Below are 24,238 nucleotides of genomic sequence, written 5' to 3'. Positions count from 1 at the left end.
GTCCGCCCGCGTCGGTTCCAGGATCGCGGCTGAAGCCGCTCCTACAAAGGCCCAGACATATTGAAGCCCTGATAGACCATTGCTTCGAACCTCCCGGTTGCACTTCCCACCCCCGGACCCCATCCCATGAAGCCCACCCTGCTGCTGGCCGCACTGATGACACTTTCGACCCCGACCCTTGCCCAGGACCTGCCCGTACCGCCCGACGTGGAGAAGCGTCCGCACGTGGTCAAGGCGCCGCACGGGGCCGAGCGCCAGGACGAGTACTACTGGCTGCGCGACGACAGCCGGAAGGATCCGGACATGCTGGCCTACCTCAATGCGGAGAACGCCTACGCCGACGCGTACATGGCGCGCCTGAAGCCGCTCGAGGACCGCCTGTACGAGGAGATCGTCGGCCGCATCAAGCAGGACGACAGCTCGGTGCCGTACCGCGAGCGCGGCTGGTGGTACTACAGCCGCTTCGAGACCGGCCAGGACTACCCCGTCTACGCGCGCCGGCAGGGATCGATGGAAGCGCCGGAGCAGGTCCTGCTCGACGTCAACGTGATGGCCGAGGGCAAGGATTACTTCAACATCGGCGACTGGGAGGTCAGCCAGGACAACCGCCTGCTGGCCTGGGCCGAGGACGACGTCGGCCGCCGCCAGTACGTCATCCGCATCAAGGACATCGAGACCGGGAAGATCTTCGAGGACCGGATCAGCGGTGTGTCCGCCAACATCGTCTGGGCCGATGACAACCGCACCATCTTCTATGTCGAGAACGACCCGGAGACGCTGCTGACCGTGCGCGTGAAGAAGCACGTGCTCGGCACCCCGGCCAGCGAGGACGTGCTGGTCTACGAGGAGCACGACGACAGCTTCTACATGGGCATCGGCCGCACCCGCGACGACCAGTACATCTGCATCGGCGTGGAGAGCACGGTGTCCAGCGAGCAGCGCTGCGCCCCCGCCGCCGACCCGCGCGAGTTCACCGTGCTGGCCCCGCGCGAGCGTGATGTCGAATACGACGCCGAACACCACGGCGACCGCTGGGTGATCCGGACCAATGCCGATGGCGCGGAGAACTTCAAGATCATGACCGCGCCGACCGATGCGACCTCGCGTGCGCAGTGGCAGGAGTGGATCGGCCATGACGCGGACGTATTCATCGATGGCTTCGAGCTGTTCGACGGCTTCACCGCCGTCGCCGAGCGCTCCGGCGGCCTGGAGCGCATCCGCCTGCTGCGCGGGACAGTCGGCCAGGCCGACGACAGCGCCGAATACGTCAAGGCGGACGAGCCGGCCTACTCGATGGGCCTGTCGGTGAATTCCGAGCCCGACACCGACTGGCTGCGCTACAGCTACACCTCGCTGACCACCCCTGCGACCACCTACGAATTGAACACGAAGACAGGCGAGCGCCGCCTGCTCAAGCAGCAGCCGGTGATCGGCTACGACCCTTCGAAGTACACCACCGAGCGCCTGTGGGCGACCGCGCGGGACGGCACCCGGGTGCCGGTCACGCTGGTCTATCGCAACGGTTTCGAGAAGGACGGCAACGCGGCGATGCTGCAGTACGCCTATGGCAGCTATGGCAGCTCGACCGACCCGAACTTCAACCTGCCGGTGGTGAGCCTGCTCGACCGCGGCATGGTCTACGCCCTTGCGCACATCCGTGGCGGCCAGGAGATGGGCCGCAAGTGGTACGACGCCGGCAAGCTGCTCAACAAGAACAACACCTTCACCGACTTCATCGACGTCACCAGGTACCTGGTCGAGCAGGGTTATGCCGCGCCCGACCGCGTCGCCGCCTACGGTGGCAGCGCCGGCGGCCTGCTGATGGGCGCGATCGCCAACATGTCGCCCCGGACCTACGACGTGATCCTCTCGCAGGTGCCGTTCGTCGATGTCGTCACCACCATGCTCGACGCCAGCATCCCGCTGACCACCAACGAGTACGACGAGTGGGGCAACCCCGAGGCCAGCGTCGAATCCTACGAGTACATGCTCGGCTACTCGCCGTACGACAATCTGAGCGCGCAGGCCTACCCGGCGACCTTCGTCGGCACCGGCCTGTGGGATTCGCAGGTCCAGTACTGGGAGCCGGCCAAGTACGTCGCCCGCCTGCGCGACCTCAACACCGGCAGCGAACCGGTGCTGTTCCGCACCAACATGGATGCCGGTCATGGTGGCAAGTCCGGCCGTTTCCGCCGCTATCGCGAGCTGGCGGAGATGTACGCGTTCATGCTGGATCGCTTGGGCGTGACCGAACAGGTCCGTTAAGAAGCGCGTTCCCGGCTCCCACGGCCCAGCCGGGGCTGTGGGACGCCCTGTAGGAGCGGCTTCAGCCGCGATCCGGAAAACGTTCGCCTGCGCCGACTTCAGGATCGCGGCTGAAGCCGCTCCTACAATTGAAGGACGACCGGCCGGAACGAAAGCCCGCGTTCCCCCGATGGAAGCGGCATCGGGGACAATGGCGTCATGACGCCGACCGATCCGCCGCCGCCCGAGCGTCCTTCCCGCATGCGCTGGGCGTGGTGGCTGCTGGCCTACGCCAGCCTCGGGCTCGGCATCCTCGGCGTACTGCTGCCGGGGCTGCCGACCGTGCCCTTCATCCTGCTGTCGGCGTATGCCGCAGCCCGCGGATCGAAGCGGCTGCACGATCGCCTGCTCGCCCACCGGCAGTTCGGCCCGATGATCGTCCACTGGCGCGATCACGGCGCGGTCGCCCGCCGGTCGAAGTGGTTGGCGATCGGCACGATGGTGCTCTGCGTGGTGGTGCTCGTGCTGACGGCGCCGCGGCCGTGGATGGCCGCTGTCGGTACGGGCGTCATGGCGATCGTCGGTGCATGGCTGTGGACCCGGCCTGAACCCCCCGCGCAGTGAGTTTCGCAGGCCGGACCGCCGCAGCTACACTGCGCGCATGAATGCATGCAAAGCGCTTTTGCCCCTCGCCCTGGTGCTCGCCCTGCCGCTCGGATCGGCCGGCTGCGGCAACAAGGGGCCACTGGTCCTGCCTTCGGAGCCCGCCGGGGAAGTCACGACGCCGGAAGAGGGCGTGCCGGTAGAGGTCGAGACCCCGCAGACCTACCCCGACGAGATGCCGGCGGAGATCGACGAGGCACTTCCGGATCCGACCGGGGACCTGGATCCGGTCGACCCGCCGCCGGCCGAGCCGGAAGCCGACGGCGGCAATGGTTGAGGGGTCCCGACTTCTGCGTTTCACCAAGATGCACGGCGCCGGCAATGATTTCATCGTGCTCGACCTGCGCCACGGTGCCGCGCCACCGTCTCCCGACCTGTGCCGTGCAATGGCTGACCGCCATCGTGGTGTCGGCTGCGACCAGATCCTGACCGTCGAAGCGCCGCGCGAAACCGGTTCGGTGGCGGCCTACCGGATCTGGAACTCGGATGGCTCTCCATCCGGACAGTGCGGTAACGGCGCGCGCTGCGTCGCCGCCTGGCTCTGGCGCGAAGGCGCGGTAAAGGGCAAGTCGTTCCAGCTCGACAGCCCTGGCCGGAGCCACCACGTCGAGCGGCTCGACGGCGGCAACTGGCGGATATCGATGGGCGTACCGGAGTTCGATCCCGCGCGGATCCCCTTGCTGGGCTTCGACGGGCCGCGCGACCCGTACGTGATCGCCACCGGCGGATCGATCCTTGGTTTCGGTGCGGTGTCCATGGGCAATCCGCATGCGGTGCTGGAGGTGCAGGACCTCGATGCGGCCGACGTCGCCGGTACCGGCGCGCAGCTGCAGGCGCTGGATGCCTTCCCGGAATCGGCCAACATCGGTTTCGCCCAGGTGCAGGCGCGCGACAGCATCCGCCTGCGCGTGTTCGAGCGCGGTGTCGGCGAGACCCTGGCCTGTGGCAGCGGCGCCTGCGCAGCGGTGGCGGTGCTGGTGCGTCGTGGGCTGGTGGACCGGGCGGTGACGGTGCACCTGCCAGGCGGCGACCTGCACATCGACTGGCCCGCCGACGACGCGCCTGTCGCGATGGCCGGCCCGGCGGCATTCGTATTCGAAGGAGAATGGCTCCATGACTGAGACCGCCGAGACGCTTGGCGCCCACGAGGTCGCCGCCTGGCTGCGGCGCCACCCGCGATTCCTGCAGCAGTTCCCCGACCTCACCCTGAGTCTGGTGGTGCCGCGCGAAGAAGGCTCGGCCGCCTCGCTGGCGAGCTACCAGCTGGAAGTGCTGCGCGACAAGAACCGAGAGCTGTCCAAGCGCCTGCGCGAGCTGTTCGCCAATGCGCAGGAGAACGAGCGGCTCGCCGTGCGCACGCATCAACTGGCGCTCGCGCTGATGCGGCAGGACAACTCGGCCGATACGGTGCGGGCAATGGCGGCGAGCCTGGCCGAGGACTTCAATGGCGACCTGGTGCGGCTGGTGCTGTTCGAGCCGGTGGCCGGCCTGGACGAGGCCGAATGGCTGCAGGTGGTGCCGCAGGATGATGCCCGCCTGGCACCGTTCCGCGATTGCCTCGCCGATGGCGAGCCGCTGTGCGGGCGCCTGCAGCCCGAGAAGCACGCGCTGCTGTACGGCGAGCGCGCCGGTGAAGTGCAATCCACCGCGCTGCTGGCGCTGCCGGGGTTCGGGCTGGTCGCGGTTGGCAGCCGTGACGCCAACCGCTTCTTCCCCGGCATGGGCACGCTGTTCCTGCGCATGATGGGCGAGGCCCTGCAGGCCGCGCTCGAGAGGTTCCCGGGCCGGGAGTGATGATCGCCACGCCGGTCGACGATTTCCTGTCACACCTTGCGGTGGAGCGGCGCATGTCGGGCCACACCATCGATGCCTACCGGCGCGACCTGGAAGCGCTCGCCCAGTGGGCGGGGGCGGGGAATATCGAACTGCAGGCCGTCCAGCCCGAACAGCTGCGCGCATTCGTGGCTGCCGAGCACCGCCGCGGGCTGTCGCCCAAGAGCCTGCAGCGCCGGTTGTCCGCCTGTCGCAGCTTCTACGGATGGCTGCTCCGGCACGGACGCATCCCGGCCAATCCTGCCGCCGGAATCCGCGCACCAAAGGCCCCGCGCAAGCTGCCGCAGGTCCTGGATCCCGACGAGGCCAAGGTGCTGGTCGAAGTGCCGACGGACGTGCCGCTGGGGCTGCGCGACCGGGCACTTCTCGAGTTGTTCTACTCCTCCGGGCTGCGCCTCTCGGAGCTGTGCACCCTGCATTGGGCGTCGATCGATATCGACGACGGACTGGTCACCGTGGTCGGCAAGGGCAGCAAGCAGCGCAGCGTTCCCCTGGGTTCGCATGCCCGCAGGGCGCTGGCGGAGTGGCGTGCGTCGACCGGCGCCGCGGCCGATGCGCCGGTCTTTCCCGGGCGGGGCGGCGGGCCTATCTCGCCGCGCGCCGTGCAGTACCGGTTGCGCCTGCTCGCCCAGCGGCAAGGCCTGTTCAAGCGGGTCCACCCGCACCTGTTGCGCCACAGCTTCGCCAGCCACGTGCTGGAGTCCTCCGGCGACCTGCGCGGCGTGCAGGAGCTGCTCGGCCACGCCGACATCGCCACCACCCAGATCTACACACACCTCGACTACCAGCACCTGGCCAAGGTGTACGACGCCGCCCATCCGCGGGCGCGCCGCAAGAGCTGATCGGCCTACCGGTTCCGGGGTGTTCCCCTTGTAGGAGCGGCTTCAGCCGCGATCGTGGAACCGGCGCGCGCGATCCATCATCCGATCGCGGCTGAAGCCGCTCCTACAGGGTGCGGTGGTCGCGCCCTTGCGCGCACCGCCGGCCATCCCCATCCATGGGGTTCGACCCCCGGAGGCCTCCATGGACCCCAGCCAGAACCCCAACACCTTCCATGCCACCACCATCGTCTCGGTGCGCCGCAACGGTCGGGTGGCCGTCGCCGGCGACGGCCAGGTGACGCTCGGCAACACGGTGATGAAGGGCAACGCGCGCAAGATCCGCCGGCTCGGCCGCGATGAGCAGGTGATCGCCGGGTTCGCCGGCGCCGCGGCCGACGCCTTCACCCTGTTCGAGCTGTTCGAAGCCAAGCTGGGCAAGCACGGCCAGTTGATCCGCGCCGCGGTGGAGATGGCCAAGGACTGGCGCACCGAGCGCCGCTTCGGAAAGCTCGAGGCACTGCTGGCGGTCGCCGACAAGGAGACTTCGCTGATCATCAGCGGCACCGGCGACGTCATCGAACCCGAGGACGGGATCATCGCGATCGGTTCCGGTGGCATGTATGCATTGTCCGCCGCCCGCGCACTCGTGGCCCATACCGAACTCGACGCGAAGACCATCGCGACCGAGGCGATCAACATTGCCGGCGACGTGTGCATCTACACCAACCGCAACGTCGTGGTCGAAGAACTGTAGGAGCGGCTTCAGCCGCGATCGGAATCTGGTCGCGCGGAACCGCTCCATGATCGCGGCTGAAGCCGCTCCTACAAAGAAGAATTCCCCCCGATGCCCAAGTCCGAGAACTCCAACGCCACCATGACGCCGCGCGAGATCGTGCAGGCGCTCGACACCCACATCGTCGGCCAGCAGGACGCCAAGCGCGCGGTGGCCATCGCCCTGCGCAACCGCTGGCGCCGTTCGCAGCTGGACGATGAGCTGCGCAACGAGGTGATGCCAAAGAACATCCTGATGATCGGCCCGACCGGCGTCGGCAAGACCGAGATCGCGCGCCGCCTGGCCACGCTCGCCAATGCGCCGTTCGTCAAGGTCGAGGCCACGCGCTTCACCGAGGTCGGCTACGTCGGCAAGGACGTCGAGCAGATCATCCGCGACCTTGCTGACACGTCGGTGAAGCTGTTCCGCGAGCAGGCCAAGCAGCGCGTGCGCAACCAGGCCGAGGAGCGCGCAGAGGACCGCATCCTCGACGCATTGCTGCCGCGTCGCCAGCAGCAGCCGACCGGTTTCGGCTTCGGCGCGTCCGACCCCAACACCACCACCGTGGATATCGGTGCCGAGCCTTCTGCGCAGGAATCGGAGACCCGCACCAAGCTGCGTCGGCGGTTGCGCGCGGGCGAGCTCGACGATCGCGAGATCGAGATCGAAACCGCGGTCAACGTCGGCGTCGACATCATGGCGCCACCGGGCATGGAGGAGATGGGCCAGCAGTTGCGGCAGATGTTCTCCCAGGTCGCCGGCAACAAGACCCACAAGAAGACGTTGTCGATCAAGGCCGCGCGTCCGCAGCTGATCGAAGAGGAAGCGGCGCGGCTGGTCAACGAGGACGAGGTGCGCGAGGCCGCGATCGAAGCCTGCGAGCAGCACGGCATCGTCTTCATCGACGAGATCGACAAGGTCGCCAAGCGCGGCGAGAACGTCGGCGGCGGCGACGTGTCGCGCGAGGGCGTGCAGCGCGACCTGCTGCCGCTGGTAGAAGGCTCGACCGTCAGCACCAAGTACGGCTCGATCAAGACCGACCACATTCTGTTCATCGCCTCCGGTGCCTTCCACCTGGCCAAGCCGAGCGACCTGATCCCGGAGCTGCAGGGCCGTTTCCCGATCCGGGTCGAGCTGGACGCGCTGACCAAGGAGGACTTCGTGCGCATCCTGACCGAGCCCAGGGCGGCGCTGACCACGCAGTACGTGGAGCTGCTGGCCACCGAGGGCGTGACCATGAGATTCACGGACGATGCCATCGACCGTATCGCGGAGATCGCGGCCACCGTCAACGATCGCCAGGAGAACATCGGAGCCCGCCGCCTGCACACGGTGCTCGAGCGCCTGCTGGACCGCCTGAGTTACGAGGCACCGGACCGTGGTGGCCAGTCGGTCGAGATCGATGCGGCCTACGTCGACGAGCACCTGGGCGAGCTGGTCAAGGATCCCGACCTGAGCCGCTACATCCTGTAGCGGCCCCGGTGCGATAATCCCGCCATGAGCGAATCCGACCAGACCCCTGACACCACCCACTTCGGCTTCCGCGACGTGCCGCGCAGCGAGAAGCAGAAGCTCGTCGGCGAGGTGTTCTCGTCGGTGGCTGGCAATTACGACCTGATGAACGACCTGATGTCGATGGGCATCCACCGGGTCTGGAAGCGCTACTTCGTCGCCACCTCCCAAGTGAGGCATGGCGACCGCGTGCTCGACCTCGCCGGTGGCACCGGCGACATCGCACTGCTGCTGAAGGACCGGGTCGGCGATTCGGGCTCGATCGTGCTGGGCGACATCAACGGTTCGATGCTGAAGGTCGGCCGCGATCGCATGACCGACCGGGGTCGCGTCGCCGGCTTCGAATACGTGCAGATGAACGCCGAGAAGCTGCCGTTCCCGGATAGCAGTTTCGACCTGGTGACCATCGCCTTCGGCCTGCGCAACGTCACCGACAAGGATGCCGCGCTGCGGGAAATGCACCGGGTGCTCAAGGTGGGCGGGCAGGCCCGCGTGCTGGAGTTCTCGGAGGTCAAGCCGGAATGGTTCCGGCCGATCTACGACTTCCATTCCTTCAAGGTGCTGCCGCGGCTGGGCCAGCTGTTCGCCAGGGATGCCGACAGCTACCGCTACCTGGCCGAGAGCATCCGCAAGCATCCGGCGCAGGATGAGCTGAAGGCGATGATGGCCGAAGCCGGCTTCGCCCGCTGCTCCTATCGCAACCTGTCGGGCGGCATCGTCGCGATCCACACCGGCTACAAGGTCTGACAGACCGCGGGACGGACCGCCCGGGACGGCACTTCGCGAGCCGCCGGCACGGCGCTACACTCGGGCGCTCACCCGTCACCGTGGGCCCTGCATGCGTTCCTCGATCCTGACCCTCTGCTTCGTCGCCGCCACCGCTCTGGCCGGCTGCTCGCGCGATGCCGCGACTCCTTCCGACACCCGTCCCGGCGCCGAAGGCGAGGACACGACCATGCAGGCCGATCCGCGCCAGCACGATGCGCTGTCATACGCCGAACCTGAAAAGGTCCGGACCACGGACCTCGCGCTGGCCCTCGCGCTCGACTTCGAGCAGCGCCAGATCACCGGTAGCGCGACCTACAGCCTCGAATGGCTGGATGACGACGCGACCCAGCTGGTGCTGGATACGCGCGACCTCGACATCCAGAAGGTCGTGGGCGAGCGCCCCGACGGCAAGTGGACCGACCTCGCGTTCAACCTCGAAGAAGCGCACGAGCGCCTGGGCAGCAAGCTGGTGATCGAATCGCCGACGCGCAACGAACGCATCCGCGTCACCTATGCCACCTCGCCCGAGGCCTCGGGCCTGCAGTGGCTGACCCCGGCGATGACCCAGGGTGGCGAGCAGCCCTTCATGTTCAGCCAGTCGCAGCAGATCCACGCGCGCTCCTGGGTGCCGCTGCAGGACACGCCGCAGATCCGCTTCACCTTCACCGCCCACGTCACCAGCCCGGAAGACGTGATGGTGCTGATGGGCGCCGACAATGATCCGCAGGCGGAGCGTGACGGCGACTACCGCTTCGAGATGCCGCAGCCGATTCCCTCGTACCTGCTCGCCATCGCCGCCGGCGACCTGGTGTTCAAGCCGATCTCCGAGCGCGCCGGCGTCTGGGCCGAGCCGGGCATGGTGGACGAGGCAACCGAGGAATTCGCCGACACCGAGCGCATGATCGAGGTCACCGAGGAGCTGTACGGCCCCTACCGCTGGGAGCGCTACGACCTGCTGATCCTGCCGCCGTCGTTCCCCTATGGCGGCATGGAGAACCCGCGCCTGAGCTTCATCACCCCCACCGTCATCGTCGGCGACAAGTCGCTGGTTTCGCTGATCGCGCATGAGCTGGCCCACAGCTGGTCGGGCAACCTTGTCACCTTCGCCACGCCGAAGGACCAGTGGCTCAACGAAGGCATCACCAGCTACGTCGAGAACCGCATCGTCGAGGAGCTGTACGGCAAGGAGCACGCGGACATGGAAGCGGCGATCGCCCAGAACGCACTGCGCGAGGGTATCGACGACATGGAACCGCAAGCGCAGCAACTGGCGATCCGGCCGGAGGTGGAGGTCACCGTCGACTCGACACTCACCGGCGTCGCCTACGACAAGGGCGCATGGTTCCTGATGTTCCTGGAGCAGCGCTTCGGCCGCGAGGATTTCGATGCCTTCCTGCGGGGCTACTTCGACGAGTTCGCCTTCAAGACCATCCCGACCACCACCTTCATCGAATACGCCAACGAGCACCTTTTGGCCCGCCACCCGGGCAAGGTGACGGAAGCCGAGCTGGAGGAGTGGATCTACGAGCCGGGCATCCCGGACTCGGCACCGGAGACGGTGTCGCCACGCTTCGATGCGGTCGACGAGGCCCGGCAGGCGTGGCTGGATGGCGGAGAGCTGCCGGCAACGGCGGCGACGGACGGGTGGAGCACCCAGGAGTGGGTGCACTTCCTGGAAGGCATGCCGGAGACGCTGGAGATCGCGCAGATCGAGGCGCTCGATGCGGCCTATGGTTTCACCGGTACCCCGAACGGCGAGATCGCGCAGCGCTGGTATCCGCTGGCGGTGCGCAGCGGCTATACCAAGGCGAACGATGCCGTCGCCGCGTTCCTCACCGACATCGGTCGCCGCAAGCTGATCATGCCGACCTACGAGGCGCTGGTGCAGACGCCGGAAGGGCTGGCACTGGCCGAGCGCACGCTCGAAGCCGCGCGCCCCGGCTACCACCCGATCACCACCGGTTCGGTGGAGTCGGTGATCGAAGACGCAAAGACGGGCGAACAGGAGGAGTGATGGCAGCCATGCGCCTACCGACGATCCTGTTGCTCGCTTCGAGCCTTGCACTCGCCGCCTGCCAACCGGCACCGGACCCGGAGGCCGCGCGCGCTGCACAGGCCGCCGCGGACGAAGAGGCCGCGCAGGCGATGGCGGCGCAGTTCGATGCACAGGTGGAGGCGGGAAACTGGCAGCTGGCCAAGGCGCATGGCGACGTGCTGCTCGCCGAGTATCCGGACTCGGAGGCGGCCGAACGCATTCGTGCGCAACACGAAGAGGCCGCGGCCAAGGTCGTGGCCGGCCGCGAGCAGGACCGCCTGTCGGCGCTGTGGGCGTACCAGAGCGAACCGGTGGGCGAGCAGGAGCAACTGTCGGCGGCCATCTACGCCAGGGAGAACCTGGAGACCGATGGCACCACGCCGCGACCGGTCAGGCTGATCTTCCGTGCCCACCCCGAGTGGGGCGACAGCAGCTACCTGGTGCTGGAGAAGGGCGACTTCGACTGCTACGGCGGCTGCCGGGTCAGCGTGACCGTCGACGATGGCGAAGCCACGCGCATGGCGGCCAGCCGCCCCGACACCGACGAAGCCATCGCCATGTTCATCGAGGACGAGGCCGCGCTGTGGAAGCTGGCCAGCGAGGCGGAGAAGACGCTGTCGGTCGAGTTCCCGGTCAAGGCCGGCGGCACCCGCACCGCCGTCTTCGAAGTCGGCGGCCTGGATCCGGAACGCATGCCTGACTGGAACTGAGCGGCCGCGACTCCCTGTAGGAGCGGCTTCAGCCGCGACCCGTATCCGGTCGGCAAAGGTTTGTCCCGCCCTGTAGGAGCGGCTTCAGCCGCGACCCGAAATCCGCACGGCGAACGCTCGCCGGCTCCCTGTAGGGGCGACGTGAGTCGCGACCCCGGATCGGACGAGCAACGATTTTGCGATCGCGGCTGAAGCCGCTCCTACAAAAGCACGCTTCCGCAGGCCACTTAGATCGCGTGGCCGAACTGGTCCTTGTACTGCGCGGCGAACTCGGCGAAGTCGAAGCGCTGGTTCTGCGTCCCGGGGTGCTCCACCTTCAACGCCCCCATCAGCGAAGCCATGCGGCCACTGGTGGCCAGGTCGTCGCCGCGCATCAGGCCGAAGATCAGCCCGGCGCGGTAGGCATCGCCGCAACCGGTCGGGTCGACCACCGCGCGCTCGCGGGCCGGCGGGATGTGCAGCGTCTCCCCGCCGGTGTGGATCTCCGAGCCACGCGGGCCGCGGGTGGTGATGTAGGCCTTGACCCTCGATGCGATCCCGGCTTCGTCCCAGCCGGTCCGCTCCTGCAGCAGGTTGGATTCGTAGTCGTTGACGACGACGTAGTCGGCCTGCTCGATGAAGTGCCGGAACTCCTCGCCGCTGAACAAAGGCATCGCCTGCCCGGGATCGAAGATGAAGGGGATGCCGGCTTCGGCGAACTCGGTGGCGTTCTGCAGCATCGCCTCGCGTCCGTCCGGCGCGACGATGCCGAAGCTCACGCCTTCGACATCGCGCACGTGGTTCTTGTGGCTTTCCATCATGGCGCCGGGATGGAAGGCGATGATCTGGTTGTTGTCCAGGTCGGTGGTGATGAACGCCTGGGCGGTGAACAGCTCCGGCAGTTCGCGCACCTGGTCGAGGCGGATGCCGCGCTCGGTGAACCACTCGCGATAGGGGCCGAAATCCTGTCCGACCGTCGCCATCGGGATCGGATCGGCGCCGAGCAGCTTGAGGTTGTAGGCGATGTTGCCAGCGCAGCCGCCGAACTCGCGGCGCATCTGCGGCACCAGGAACGAGACGTTCAGGATGTGCACCTTGTCCGGCAGGATGTGGTTCTTGAACTGGTCCTGGAACACCATGATGGAGTCGTAGGCCAGCGAGCCGCAGATCAGGGCAGACATCGGTAATCACACTCCCGGGGAGGGCCGGCCGAGCAGGCCGGACAGGTCGGATTTCTGGAGAAGGGTGGCGCCGGGCGGCGCGCAGGCGTCGCTAGATTAGCCGCTGCCCCCTCCCCGGGCCAGCACCGGGACCGGATCAGGCCCGTTTACGCCCCCGGGCCGTGACCGTCGTCGCAGCCGGCACGCGATGATGCCGGGGCGCCACCCCGGGTGCGGGAATTTGCGTTATTGCGCCTTGCCGGGTAGGGGGGTGGTTGCTAGGCTAGCCGATCGCTCCGGCATCCCCCACACGGCCCCTCCAGACGATGTTCAAGAAGTTTCGCGGCATGTTCTCCAATGACCTGTCCATCGACCTGGGCACGGCCAATACCCTGATCTACGTCCGCGGACAGGGCATCGTCCTCAACGAGCCTTCGGTGGTCGCGGTCAGGCAGGACCGCCTGATCGGCGGCAACCGTACCGTCGCCGCGGTCGGCATGGAGGCCAAGCAGATGCTGGGCCGCACGCCGGGCCACATCACCACGATCCGGCCGATGAAGGACGGCGTCATCGCCGACTTCACCTACACCGAGGAAATGCTCAAGCATTTCATCCGCAAGGTGCACAAGTCCCGCTTCCTGCGGCCCAGCCCGCGCGTACTGGTCTGCGTGCCCTGCGGTTCAACCCAGGTCGAGCGCCGCGCGATCAAGGAATCGGCCGAGGAGGCCGGCGCGCGGGAAGTCTATTTGATCGAGGAGCCGATGGCCGCGGCGATCGGCGCCGGCCTGCCGGTGACCGAGGCCCGTGGCTCCATGGTGGTCGACATCGGCGGCGGCACCACTGAAGTGGCGGTCATCGCGCTCAACGGCATCGTGTACGCCGCATCCGTCCGCATCGGCGGCGACCGCTTCGACGAGGCCATCATCGGATATGTGCGGCGTACCTACGGCACCCTGATCGGCGAGGCCACGGCAGAGCGTATCAAGGTCGAGATCGGTTGCGCGTATCCGCAGGACGAGCCGCGCACCATCGAGGTGACCGGCCGCAACCTGGCCGAGGGCGTGCCCAAGATGATCTCGCTGCACGCCAACGAGGTGCTGGACGCGTTGCGCGAGCCGCTGGCGGGGATCGTCAGCGCAATCAAGCTCGCCCTGGAGCAGACCCCGCCGGAGCTCTCCGCCGACGTCGCCGAGCGCGGCATCGTGCTGACCGGCGGCGGCGCCCTGCTCGCGGACCTGGACCGGCTGATCAGCGAGGAGACCGGGTTGCACGTGCAGGTCGATGACGACCCGCTGACCTGCGTCGCCCGCGGTGGCGGTCGCGCGCTGGAGCTGGTCGACATGCACGGCAACGAGTTCTTCGCCCCGGAGTGAGCTGAACACCGGAAACAAGCCGACCTGCCAGTCCCGTGCCCTCCTACTCCGGTCCCACCACGCCCAGCCGCGGCGGCGATGTCGCCGGGACCCTGCGGTTGCTGGCCTACCTCGCGCTCGCGCTGGTGCTGATCGTGCTCGACCACCGGGGCGGCTGGCTGAGCCAGGCGCGCAGCCAGGCGGGGCTGCTGGTCCAGCCTTTGTGGATGGTCGCCGGCTGGCCCGGCCGCATGGCCCAGCGGCTGTATGACGATGCCGGCACGCTGTCGCAACTGACTGCGGAGAACAACCGGCTGCGCAATGACCTGCTGGTCAGCAGCGCCCGGATCGCCCGCCTGCAGACCCTTGCCGCTGACAATGCCCGCCTGCGTGGCCTGCTGGGCGCGGCCGAGCGCGGCAACCTCGACGTGCAGCTGGCGCCGATCCTGGACGTGGACCTGGACCCCACCCGACAGCGACTGGTGCTGGACTCGGGCAGCACTGGTGGGGTGCGGATGGGACAGAGCGTCATCGACGCCGGCGGGCTGGTCGGGCAGGTGATCGAGGTGCGCCCGGTGCATGCCGTGGTGCTGGTGCTGACCGACCCGTCGCATGCGGTGCCGGTGGCGGTGGCGCGCAGCGGCGTGCGGCTGGTGGCCCACGGCGACGGACGTACCAATGCGCTGCGGCTGCCGGGAATCCCGCTCTCGGCCGATGTGCAGGTGGGCGACCGGCTGGTGACTTCCGGGCTGGGCGGGCGATTCCCGGCCGGCTTCCCGGTGGGCGAGATCCTGGCGATCGCGCCGGACGACAGCGGCGCCTTCCTGGTCGGCGAGGTCCGTCCGGCGGCGCAGCTGGACCGCGGTCGCGACGTCCTGCTGCTGCGGACCGTGCCTGCGCCGCCGCCCGAGCTGGATGCGGCACCCGATGCCGGCACCGGCGATGGCGCCGACGGGCCCGCCGATGCCGGACAGGCGGAAGCCCCGGACGCCGGCGCGACCGTCGAAGACGGAGGCGCGCCATGAGCCGCATGCGTCCCGGCTGGTTGATCCCCGCCAGCGTGATCGTCGCGCTGGTGCTTGGCTTGCTGCCCCTGCCGCCGTCGTGGCAGCCCCTGCGGCCTTACTGGCTCGCTCTGGTGCTGGCCTACTGGGTGATCGAGGCACCGGAACGGGTCGGGCTGGGCTTCGCCTTCGTCGTCGGCCTCGTCGCAGACCTCTCGTTCGGCGGCCTGCTGGGCGAGCAGGCGATGCGGCTGGTGGTCATGGCCTTCATCCTCGAACGCTTCCGCGCGCGGTTGCGGTTCTTCCCGATGCCGCAGCAGTCGCTGGCCATCGGCGCGCTGCTGCTGAACGACCGCATCGTCACCGCGGCCATCCACACCACGCTCGGCATGCCGACGCTGCCTTCGATGTTCTGGGCGGCACCGCTGGCCGGCATGCTGCTGTGGGCCCCGGTATTCCTGCTGCTGGATACCCTGCGCCTGGGACACTGGCGGAAGTCCTGACGTGCGGACCCGGCGCCTGCTCAAGAATTCCGCGGCCGAGGCCGAACAGTTCCGTCGCCGCGCGGCGCTCGCCTTCCTGGGCGTGGTGGTGGCGCTGGCGGGGCTGGCGTTCTGGTACTTCCGGCTGCAGGTGTGGCAGCACGAGGACTACGTCACACGGTCGGAGCAGAACCGCATCAAGCTGCGGCCGGTGGTGCCCGGGCGGGGGCTGATCTACGACCGCGAAGGCCGGATCCTCGCCGACAACGTGCCCGCGTTCCGGCTGGAGGTCACGCCGAACGAGGCGGGGGATCCCGAGCGCTGGCTGCCATCGCTGGCCCGGGTGGTCGAGCTGTCGCCGGAGGAGATCGAGACCTTCCTGGAGACCCGGCGGGTCACCCCCGGGTTCAAGCCGATCCCGCTGAAGATGCGCATCGAGCCGGACGAGGTTTCGCGCTTCGCGGTGGACCAGTGGCGCTACCCCGGCATCGAAATCGTGCCCTACCTCAACCGCCGCTACCTGCACGGGCCGCTGTTCGCGCACGTGGTCGGCTATGTCGGCCGCGTCGATGCCCAGGACGTGGAGACGATGGGCGAGGGCAACGCCGCCTTCAGCCACACCGGCAAGACCGGGCTGGAGCGCTCCTACGAGGAGGCGCTGCGCGGACAGGTCGGGTACGAGAAGGTCGAGACGAACGTGGACGGCCGGCCGATGGGCGTGGTCGGGCGGGTACCGGCCGTGCCCGGGGCCGACCTCCGGCTGTCCATCGACCTCGACCTGCAGCGGGCGATGGTGGCGGCGTTCGGGGAAAAGGAAGGCTCGGCGGTGGCGATCGATCCACGGACCGGGCAGGTGCTGGCGATGGTGAGCCTGCCTTCCTATGACACCAACCTGTTCGTCAACGGCATCTCCCATGCCGACTACAACGCCCTGACCGAAAACCCTTCGCGCCCCCTGTTCAACCGCAACGTGCTCGGCGGGGGGCCACCGGGTTCCACGGTGAAGCCGATGGTGGGATTGGCCGGCCTGGACAGCGGCCTGCGCGACGCCGACGACACCACCCTGTCGACCGGCGAGTTCCGGATCCCCGGGCAGGCCCGCGGCTACCGCGACTCGCACCGCGGCGGACACGGCATGGTGGACCTGCGCGAGTCGATCGCGCAGTCGGTCAACACCTACTATTACAAGCTCGCCCTGGAGATGGGCATCGATGCGTTCGCCGGCTACATGGCGCGCTACGGGTTTGGTGAGCGTACCGGCATCGACCTGGCCGGGGAGAACGCCGGGGTGGTGCCGTCGCGCGACTACAAGCGCTCGATCAGCACCGAACCGTGGTACCCCGGCGAGACCGTCATTTCCGGCATCGGCCAGGGCTACTGGGTGGCCACGGCGCTGCAACTGGTGCGCGCCACCGCCGCCATCGCCAACGGTGGCGACCTGCATCCGTTGCGACTGGTGGAGGCACGCCGCGATGGCTACCAGGCCCCCTGGCAGCCGCTGCCCCGACGCACCGCCAGCCGGATCACCGACAACCCCGAGCACCTGCGTGCCGTGCACGAGGGCATGGTGGCCACCGTGCACGGGCCGCGCGGCACCGCCCGCGCGACCGGGGCCGGGGCGCCCTACACGATCGCGGGCAAGACCGGTACGTCGCAGCGCTCGAGCCGCAAGGGCAACATCAGCAGCGATCCGCGTTCGTTGCCGTACCACCTTCGCCACACCGGGCTGTTCGTCGGATACGCGCCCGCGGAGGCCCCGACCATCGCGGTAGCGGTCGTGGTCGAGCATGGTGGGTACGGTGGAACCGCCGCGGCACCCATCGCGCGCGCCGCCTTCGATGCCTGGTTGCTGGGCAAGATGCCGGAAGGCATGGACGACACCGGCGCCGGCGCCGAAGGTGCGGGTGAAGCGCCCGCCGCCACGGCCCCGGAGGCGACGCCATGACCATCATCCTGCGTTGGCTGCTCGACCTGCTGGTCCGGTTCACCCGGACGCTCGACCTGCCGTTGCTCGGGGCACTGCTGGCGCTGATGGTGATCGGGCTGGCCGTGCTCTACAGCGCCGGCGGCCAGTCGACCTCGCTGGTCTTCGCACAGGGTGCCCGGTTCGCGGTCGGGCTGGCGGCGATGTGGGGGCTCTCGCGGCTGCCACCCAACCAGCTGCGCAACTGGACACCGTGGATCTATGGCGCTTCGCTGGTGCCGCTGCTGGCGGTGCTGTTCATCGGCGAAGGCCGCCACGGCGCACACTGGATCAACCTGGGCGTCTTCTATTTCCAGCCATCCGAGCTGTTGAAGCTCAGCCTGCCGATGATGGTGGCGTGGTACCTGAACCGGCAGGCGCTGCCCCCGCGGTTCGCGACGGTTGTGGTGGCGGGCGTCCTGATCGGGGTGCCGACCGCGCTCATCCTGCTGCAGCCGGACTTCGGTACCGCGATGCTGGTGGGCATCAGTGGTGCCTTCGTCCTCTACCTTGCCGGGCTGCCGTGGTGGTGGACCGGAGCGGCACTGGGCGCGATCGCCGCGGCCGCGCCGGCCGCGTGGTTCTGGCTGCTGCGGCCGTACCAGAAGGATCGCATCCTGACCTTCCTCGACCCGGAATCCGACCCGCTGGGCGCCGGATGGAACATCATCCAGAGCAAGATCGCCATCGGCGGCGGTGGAATGACCGGCAAGGGCTGGGGCGATGGCACCCAGGCGCACCTGAACTACATCCCCGAACACACCACGGACTTCATCTTCGCCGTGCTCAGCGAGGAGTTCGGCTGGGTCGGCGTGGTGGTCACGCTCGCGCTGTACCTCTTCGTCGTCGGCCGCTGCCTGTGGATCGCGGCGGCCGCGCGGGACGGATTCTCGCGCCTGGTGAGTGGCGCCCTGGGGCTGGCGTTCTGCGTGTACGTGATCGTCAACGGCGGCATGATCGCGGGCATGCTGCCGGTGGTGGGCGTGCCGATGCCGCTGCTGAGCTATGGCGGCACCGCCGCGGTGTCGCTGCTGGCGGGACTTGGCGTGGTCATGGCGGTGCGGGCGCATCGGCCCGTGCACGGGCACTGACGGAGCTCCGGAACGCTGGCTGAACCCGGCCGACCGGGGCCGCGCCCGCGGTTCTGGCTCCGCGGAACGCGTGCTAACCTCCGCGCGATGACCCGACGCCCAGCCAGTCGCGCCCTGCTATGTGCGCTCCCGCTCGTGCTGGTGGCCTGCGCCACGCAGTCCCCGCCGTCCCCACCACCCCAGGCCGAAGCCGTCGAAGAGCCGGCGCCGCCGCCGGATCCGGCGCCGCCCGCGTCCGGACCGATCGTCTCCAGCGCCCAGCCGCTGCAGGTGGCGCGACCGGAGTTCGTGCTGGAAACGGCGGCCCGTTACGACGTCGATGCCCAGCGCATCGAAGCGGTCCTGGACCAGGCAGAGATCCGCGACAGCATCATCAACGCGATGTCGCGCCCGGCGGAAGCCAAACCCTGGCGTGACTACCGGCCGATCTTCATCTCGCAGGCGCGTATCGATGGTGGCAAGGCATTCCTCGCCAAGCACCGCGAGGCGCTCGAGAAGGTGGAGGCCGAATACGGCGTGCCACCGGAGATCATCGTGGCGATTCTCGGGGTGGAAACCAGCTATGGCGGCAACACCGGGAGCTATCCGGTGGTGGACGCCCTGTACACGCTGGCCTTCGCCTACCCGCGCACCAACGAGCCGGGAAAGATCGAGCGCGAGAACAAGCGCGAGGCGTTCTTCCGCGACGAGCTGGCGCAGCTGTTCGCGCTCGGCGAGGAAACCGGTTTCGACATCACCACGCTGAAAGGCAGCTACGCCGGCGCGATGGGCTGGGGCCAGTTCATGCCCTCCAGCTACCGCGACTATGCAGTCGACGGCAACGGCGACGGCAAGGTCGACCTGTTCAACAGCCTGGACGACGTGTTCGCTTCGGTCGCCAACTACTTCGTGGAGAAGGGCGGCTGGGAGCGTGGCGGCCCGATCGCGGTTCGTGCCGAGCGCGACCGCGGGGCCACCGACTTCGAACCCGATGGACTGGAGCCGCGCTACAGCCTGGACCAGCTGGCGGCCCGCGGCTACCGCCCGGCACGGCCGATGCCGGGTGCGGGTGACGCCATCCTGCTGAACCTGGATGGGGTCGACGGCAAGGAGCACTGGCTCGGGTTCCAGAACTTCTACGCCATCACCCGCTACAACATCTCCAAGCACTACGCGATGGCGGTGTTCCAGTTGTCCGAGGCGATCGCCGGGCGTGAGAACCCGCTCGCCAGCGTCGGGACCGACAGCCGTGGCGGCAGCGCCGCCAAGCCCGGCGCATGAAGCGGGCGCGGGCGGCCCTGGCGGCGCTGGCTTGCCTGCTGGCCCTCGCAGGCTGCGCCGGTGCGCCGAAGAAGACCGGTCCCGACGCAAGCGGAGCGCCGGCAGTCGGCGCTCCAGGCAGCAAGGTGGCCAAGCGTTCGCCCTACCCGCCGGCGCAGGAAGATCCCCGAAAGCGGGGTGACTACACTGCTGGCGGCCTGTATGCCCCACATATCGCGGATTCGGCGCCGGCGGAGGACATCGACGTCTCCCTGATCCCCGAGCCGCAGGTGGTCGCCGAGCCGCCATCGCGCTATGGCAACCGCCCCACCTACAGTGTCCTGGGGAAAAGCTACAAGGTGCTCGATCGCGCCGAGGGCTACGTCGAGCAGGGCCTTGCCTCGTACTACGGCAAGAAGTTCCACGGCCGCCGCACCTCCAACATGGAGGTGTACGACATGTACGCCTTCACCGCCGCCCACAAGACCTTGCCGCTGCCCAGCTTTGCCCGGGTGACGAACCTGGAAAACGGCCGCTCGGTCGTGGTCCGGGTGAACGACCGCGGGCCCTTCCACAAGGGCCGCATCATCGACCTGAGCTACGCCGCGGCAGTGAAGCTCGGCATCACCCGGGCCGGGACCGGCCGGGTCGAGGTGGAGGCGCTGGTGCCCGGCGAGCAGGCGACCATGCTCGCGGCCGGGCCTGAGCCGTCGCCCGCGTCACCGCCCTCCGCGCCGGTTGTCATCGCGCCTGCGCCGGCCGCTGCAAGCACGCTGGACCGGTTCGTGGAGGCGCTGCCTGCTGAAGCGGGCGCGGAGAGCTCCGCTGGAAATTCCGCGGACAACCCGGTGGCGGTGACGCCCGCACCAACGCCCGTTGCCCGCGGCACCGGTTCGGTCGTGCTGCAGGTGGCCAGTTTTGCCGCCCGTGCCAACGCCGACCGCGCGCTGGCGATGCTGCGCAACGCCGGCATCGATGGCGCCACCCTCCATGACGGCGGCACCGACGGCCGGCCGCTCTGGCGGTTGCGCGTCGGCCCGGTGGACGAAGCCGTCATCCCGCTGTTCACCCGCCGCATTGCCGGCCTTGGCTTCGGTACGCCGCAGCCCGTGCGCGAGTGAGGGCCCCGGCCCCGTCGCGTTGAAACATCCTCGATTTCCATTGACCGCCTGAATTGGCCTACGGCGCCTACCGCCGCCCCGGAGTAGCAGAAAAGATGAAAGCCCCCGTTGTCCTTCGTGCGTTCGGCCTTGCCGCGCTGACCACCTTCACCGTCGGTCTGGCCTTTGCGCAGTCGCCGACGCCCGCTGCCGCGCCCGCGACGGCCGCGGCCAGCGACGAGATGCCGGTGCCGCCCCCGCCGGAGGTGGTCGCCGAAGCATGGATCGTGATGGATGCCGCAAGTGGCAATGTCCTGGCGGGCGAGAACATCGACGAGCCGCTGGAGCCGGCCAGCATCACCAAGGTGATGACCAGTTACGTCATCGCAGCCGAGATGGCCGCCGGCAAGATCGCCGAGGACGACCAGGTGATGATGACCGAGTACGCCTGGCGCACCGGCGGCGCCGGCACGGATGGCAGCTACTCGGGTTTCGAAGTCAACCAGACCGCGCCGCTGCTGGAGATGGAGAAGGGCATGGTGGTGCAGTCGGGCAACGATGCCGCCATCGCCCTCGCGCAGCACGTGGCCGGCAGCGTCGATGCTTTCGCCGCGCTGATGAACCAGTACGCGGCCCGGATCGGCATGAAGAACAGCCATTTCGTCAATCCCACGGGGTTGCCGGCGGAAGGCCACGTCTCCAGCGCGCGCGACCTGGCGCTGCTCGGCCGGGCCCTGGCGCGGGACTTCCCGAAGGCTTACTCCTACAACAGCATCAAGGAGTACACCGTCGGGACGATCACCCAGCCCAACCGCAACGTGTTGCTGTGGCGGGACAAGAGCGTGGACGGCATCAAGACCGGGCATACCTCCGCCGCCGGCTACTGCCTGATGGCCTCGGCCAAGCGCGGCGACCAGCGGCTGATCTCGGTCGTGCTGGGCTCGACCTCCGAGAAGCAGCGGGCCGAGGACAGCCAGGCCCTGCTCAACTGGGGCTTCCGCTTCCACGAGACCCATGAACTGTACGGCGCCGATGCCGTGGTCGCCGAACACAAGGTCTGGAAGGGCGAGGCCGACGTGGTCCGCCTGGGCGTCGCCGAACCGCTGCTGGTCACCGTCCCGCGTGGCCGCTATGAGCGCCTGAAGCCGATGATGGACGTGCCGCAGACGCTGGTCGCGCCGATCGCACAGGGCCAGGAGATCGGCACGGTCAAGGTGATGCTGGGCGACGAGGTGGTCGCGCAGCGCCCGCTGGTGGCGCTGGAAGCGGTCGACGAAGGCGGTTTCTTCAAGCAGCTCTGGGACGCGTTCTGGATGTGGTGGGAATCGGTCTGAGCCATCGTTGATGCAGTGGGACGCCGCTTGGGTTGCACCGGCGGCGGTCCCATAATTGGCGGATGGACATCACTTCCGATAATCCCGAACACGGCTTCCAGTTCCCCGGTACCTTCGAGGTGTCGGCGATGGGGGCGGCCGGGAAAGACCTCGAAAACGAACTGGCGGCCTTGCTGCGCGATGCCGGCATCGAGGTGCTGGGCGACAGGATGAGCGTCAGGCCATCCTCCAACGGCCGGTACGTCTCGGTCCGCATCTCCTTCCGCGCGCAGTCACGCGAGCAGTACGACCAGGCGCACGAAGCGCTGCGCGGGCATCCGGAAGTGAAGTGGACGCTGTAGCCCGCGCCGACACGGCCGCGGCGCCGTCCCGGCCGGCTCCCGTGTTGCCGGCGGCGCGCCTGCGCGACCTCGGGCGCCAGCCCTACGAGCCGGTCTGGCGTGCGATGCAGGCCTTCACCGACGCGCGCGACGAAACCACTGCCGACGAGCTCTGGCTGGTCGAGCACGACCCGGTGTTCACCCTTGGCCAGGCCGGCAAGCCGGAACACGTGCTGATGCCGGGGGATATCCCCGTGATCAACGTGGACCGCGGCGGGCAGGTCACCTACCACGGTCCGGGACAGCTGGTGCTGTATCCGCTGCTGGACCTGCGAAGGCTGAAGGTGGGCGTGCGCGAGTACGTCTGCAGGATCGAGCAGTCGATCATCGACACCCTGGGCGACTGGAACATCGAGGCGGTGCGCCGGGAGGGTGCCCCCGGGGTTTACGTCGCCGGTGCCAAGATCGCCGCCCTCGGTATCCGGGTCCGCCGCGGCTGCACGTTCCACGGCCTGGCGTTCAACATCGACATGGACCTGTCGCCCTTCCAGCGCATCAATCCCTGTGGTTTCGCGGGGTTGCAGGTGACCTCGATGGTAGACTTGGGCGGTCCGTCGGGCCTGGATGCGGTCAAGCCGGCACTGGTCGGACACCTCGCTTCCCAGTTCGGCCTGGCGGTCGAGCAGGCACCGCCGCCGGACCTGTCCGCGCGCCCTTGAGCTTTCCCACGCGACGCATCCCATGACCGAATCCGCCACCAAATCCATACCGCTCGCGGTCGTCAGTGGCGACGCGCAGGCCCCTGCCAGCCTCCAGCCGGGCGTGAAGCAGGTGGCCGGCGACAAGATCGGCCGCTCGCCGGTGGAGTTCGCCGAGGCGCCGGTGCTGCGGAAGCCCTCGTGGATCCGCGTGCGCATTCCGTCCGGCAATGCGGTGCAGAAGCTCAAGGCGAAGCTGCGCGAAAACCGGCTGGTGACGGTGTGCGAAGACGCCAGTTGCCCGAACATCCATGAGTGTTTCGGCCACGGCACCGCCACCTTCATGATCCTGGGCGAGGTCTGCACCCGCCGCTGCAGTTTCTGCGACGTGGCCCACGGCCGGCCCAGGCCGCCCGATCCGGATGAGCCGCGGCGGCTGGCCGAGACCGTCGCCGATATGGGCCTGAGGTACGTGGTGGTCACCAGTGTCGACCGCGACGACCTGCGCGACGGCGGTGCCCAGCACTTCGTGGACTGCATCGCCGCGATCCGCCAACACAGTCCCGGCACCCGCATCGAGATCCTGACGCCGGACTTCCGCGGCAAGGGACGGATGGAACGCGCGCTGGACATCCTCGCCACCGATCCGCCGGACGTGTTCAACCACAACCTGGAAACCGTGCCGCACCTGTACCGCAACGTGCGGCCCGGCGCCGACTACCAGTGGTCGCTGACGCTGCTGCGCAAGTTCAAGGCGCAGCACCCGGAGGTGGCGACCAAGTCCGGCATCATGCTGGGCCTGGGCGAGACGCAGGAGCAGGTGGAGCAGACCCTGCGCGACCTGCGCGAGCACGACGTCGACATGATCACCATCGGCCAGTACCTGCAGCCCAGCCCGCACCACCACCCGGTGATGCGCTACTGGACGCCGGAGGAGTACAAGCATTTCGAGGTCTTCGGAATGGGGCTTGGCTTCACCCATGTCGCGTCGGGGCCGTTGGTGCGGTCGTCCTACCACGCCGATCGCTCGGCGGCAGAAGCCGGGGTGGTCGCGGAGGCGTGACCGACGCCGGTGTATCCGTGTCGTCTTGGCGCCCCCTTCGCGCCGCGCGTGGTGGGATCAGTTTCGTGATCGACGCTCCAAGCTGAACCGTTACC

Annotated in this window: 21 protein-coding genes and 2 pseudogenes; 22 read left to right on the top strand and 1 reads right to left on the bottom strand. The window is 68.5% G+C overall.

What is annotated here, in order from left to right:
* The first annotated feature begins 126 nt into the window (after positions 1–126).
* From B5D37_RS06395 to B5D37_RS06345, 11 genes are all read left to right on the top strand, one after another.
* Positions 127–2,265 carry a S9 family peptidase gene (locus B5D37_RS06395; RefSeq protein WP_200809199.1) on the top strand — a complete coding sequence of 713 codons (2,139 nt, stop codon included), beginning with the start codon at positions 127–129 and terminating at the stop codon, positions 2,263–2,265.
* A 198-nt stretch (positions 2,266–2,463) separates the two neighbouring features.
* Positions 2,464–2,868 (top strand): YbaN family protein, encoded by a 405-nt coding sequence (locus B5D37_RS06390; RefSeq protein WP_078757882.1) that lies wholly within the window; start codon positions 2,464–2,466, stop codon positions 2,866–2,868.
* A gap of 37 nt (positions 2,869–2,905) precedes the next feature.
* A complete protein-coding gene (gene lptM, locus B5D37_RS06385) occupies positions 2,906–3,184 on the top strand; it encodes an LPS translocon maturation chaperone LptM (protein WP_078757881.1) in 279 nt (92 codons plus the stop codon).
* Entirely contained in the window at positions 3,177–4,028 is an 852-nt protein-coding gene (dapF, locus tag B5D37_RS06380) for a diaminopimelate epimerase (protein ID WP_078757880.1), read from the top strand. The genes lptM and dapF overlap by 8 nt, the downstream gene beginning before the upstream one ends.
* Complete coding sequence (locus tag B5D37_RS06375) at positions 4,021–4,701, top strand: DUF484 family protein (protein ID WP_078757879.1); 681 nt, start codon at positions 4,021–4,023, stop codon at positions 4,699–4,701. Before dapF ends, B5D37_RS06375 begins: the two co-directional genes overlap by 8 nt.
* Positions 4,701–5,582 (top strand): tyrosine recombinase XerC, encoded by an 882-nt coding sequence (gene xerC, locus B5D37_RS06370; RefSeq protein ID WP_078757878.1) that lies wholly within the window; start codon positions 4,701–4,703, stop codon positions 5,580–5,582. The genes B5D37_RS06375 and xerC overlap by 1 nt, the downstream gene beginning before the upstream one ends.
* Positions 5,583–5,763: 181 nt before the next feature.
* Positions 5,764–6,315 carry an ATP-dependent protease subunit HslV gene (gene hslV / locus B5D37_RS06365; RefSeq protein WP_078757877.1) on the top strand — a complete coding sequence of 184 codons (552 nt, stop codon included), beginning with the start codon at positions 5,764–5,766 and terminating at the stop codon, positions 6,313–6,315.
* A gap of 90 nt (positions 6,316–6,405) precedes the next feature.
* Positions 6,406–7,806 (top strand): ATP-dependent protease ATPase subunit HslU, encoded by a 1,401-nt coding sequence (gene hslU / locus B5D37_RS06360; protein ID WP_078757876.1) that lies wholly within the window; start codon positions 6,406–6,408, stop codon positions 7,804–7,806.
* Positions 7,807–7,830: 24 nt separating this feature from the next.
* Positions 7,831–8,592, top strand: a complete 762-nt coding sequence (gene ubiE, locus B5D37_RS06355) for a bifunctional demethylmenaquinone methyltransferase/2-methoxy-6-polyprenyl-1,4-benzoquinol methylase UbiE (RefSeq protein WP_078757875.1) — start codon at positions 7,831–7,833, stop codon at positions 8,590–8,592.
* Positions 8,593–8,683: 91 nt separating this feature from the next.
* The gene (locus tag B5D37_RS06350; RefSeq protein WP_078757874.1) at positions 8,684–10,627 is read left to right on the top strand and encodes a M1 family metallopeptidase; all 1,944 of its coding nucleotides are present in this window, start codon (positions 8,684–8,686) and stop codon (positions 10,625–10,627) included.
* Positions 10,627–11,358: a hypothetical protein gene (locus B5D37_RS06345; protein ID WP_143814177.1), complete on the top strand. Its 732-nt coding sequence runs from the start codon at positions 10,627–10,629 to the stop codon at positions 11,356–11,358. The genes B5D37_RS06350 and B5D37_RS06345 overlap by 1 nt, the downstream gene beginning before the upstream one ends.
* A gap of 227 nt (positions 11,359–11,585) precedes the next feature.
* On the opposite strand, the gene B5D37_RS06340 is transcribed toward B5D37_RS06345, so the two are convergent.
* Positions 11,586–12,518, bottom strand: a complete 933-nt coding sequence (locus B5D37_RS06340) for a carbohydrate kinase family protein (RefSeq protein WP_078757873.1) — start codon at positions 12,516–12,518, stop codon at positions 11,586–11,588.
* A 305-nt stretch (positions 12,519–12,823) separates the two neighbouring features.
* Here B5D37_RS06340 and B5D37_RS06335 point away from each other — a divergent pair, with 305 nt between their 5' ends.
* The 11 genes and pseudogenes from B5D37_RS06335 to lipA all read left to right on the top strand — a co-directional run bounded on the left by B5D37_RS06335 (position 12,824) and on the right by lipA (position 24,143).
* On the top strand, positions 12,824–13,870 hold the full coding sequence (locus B5D37_RS06335) for a rod shape-determining protein (protein ID WP_078757872.1): 1,047 nt from the start codon (positions 12,824–12,826) through the stop codon (positions 13,868–13,870).
* Positions 13,871–13,905: 35 nt separating this feature from the next.
* Positions 13,906–14,871, top strand: a pseudogene (gene mreC, locus B5D37_RS06330) (rod shape-determining protein MreC); the annotation flags it as partial.
* Positions 14,871–15,356 carry a rod shape-determining protein MreD gene (gene mreD, locus B5D37_RS06325; protein WP_078757870.1) on the top strand — a complete coding sequence of 162 codons (486 nt, stop codon included), beginning with the start codon at positions 14,871–14,873 and terminating at the stop codon, positions 15,354–15,356. The pseudogene mreC and the gene mreD, both read left to right, overlap by 1 nt.
* A 1-nt stretch (position 15,357) precedes the next feature.
* Positions 15,358–17,268, top strand: a pseudogene (mrdA, locus tag B5D37_RS06320) (penicillin-binding protein 2); the annotation flags it as partial.
* Positions 17,269–17,276: 8 nt separating this feature from the next.
* Entirely contained in the window at positions 17,277–18,389 is a 1,113-nt protein-coding gene (gene rodA, locus B5D37_RS06315) for a rod shape-determining protein RodA (protein WP_078757868.1), read from the top strand.
* 87 nt (positions 18,390–18,476) lie between these two features.
* Entirely contained in the window at positions 18,477–19,649 is a 1,173-nt protein-coding gene (gene mltB, locus B5D37_RS06310) for a lytic murein transglycosylase B (RefSeq protein WP_078757867.1), read from the top strand.
* Positions 19,646–20,749 carry a septal ring lytic transglycosylase RlpA family protein gene (locus tag B5D37_RS06305; protein WP_078757866.1) on the top strand — a complete coding sequence of 368 codons (1,104 nt, stop codon included), beginning with the start codon at positions 19,646–19,648 and terminating at the stop codon, positions 20,747–20,749. The genes mltB and B5D37_RS06305 overlap by 4 nt, the downstream gene beginning before the upstream one ends.
* Before the next feature lie 95 nt (positions 20,750–20,844).
* Entirely contained in the window at positions 20,845–22,062 is a 1,218-nt protein-coding gene (locus B5D37_RS06300; protein ID WP_078757865.1) for a D-alanyl-D-alanine carboxypeptidase family protein, read from the top strand.
* 62 nt (positions 22,063–22,124) lie between these two features.
* Positions 22,125–22,403, top strand: a complete 279-nt coding sequence (locus B5D37_RS06295) for a DUF493 family protein (protein WP_078757864.1) — start codon at positions 22,125–22,127, stop codon at positions 22,401–22,403.
* A 41-nt stretch (positions 22,404–22,444) separates the two neighbouring features.
* Positions 22,445–23,101, top strand: a complete 657-nt coding sequence (gene lipB / locus B5D37_RS06290) for a lipoyl(octanoyl) transferase LipB (protein WP_234987735.1) — start codon at positions 22,445–22,447, stop codon at positions 23,099–23,101.
* A 22-nt stretch (positions 23,102–23,123) separates the two neighbouring features.
* Positions 23,124–24,143, top strand: a complete 1,020-nt coding sequence (gene lipA / locus B5D37_RS06285) for a lipoyl synthase (protein ID WP_078757862.1) — start codon at positions 23,124–23,126, stop codon at positions 24,141–24,143.
* Positions 24,144–24,238 lie beyond the last annotated feature (95 nt).

This window comes from Lysobacter spongiicola DSM 21749 (assembly GCF_900167055.1).
Classification (GTDB): Bacteria; Pseudomonadota; Gammaproteobacteria; order Xanthomonadales; family Xanthomonadaceae; genus Novilysobacter; species Novilysobacter spongiicola.
This window is presented reverse-complemented; position numbering and strand designations above follow the sequence as displayed.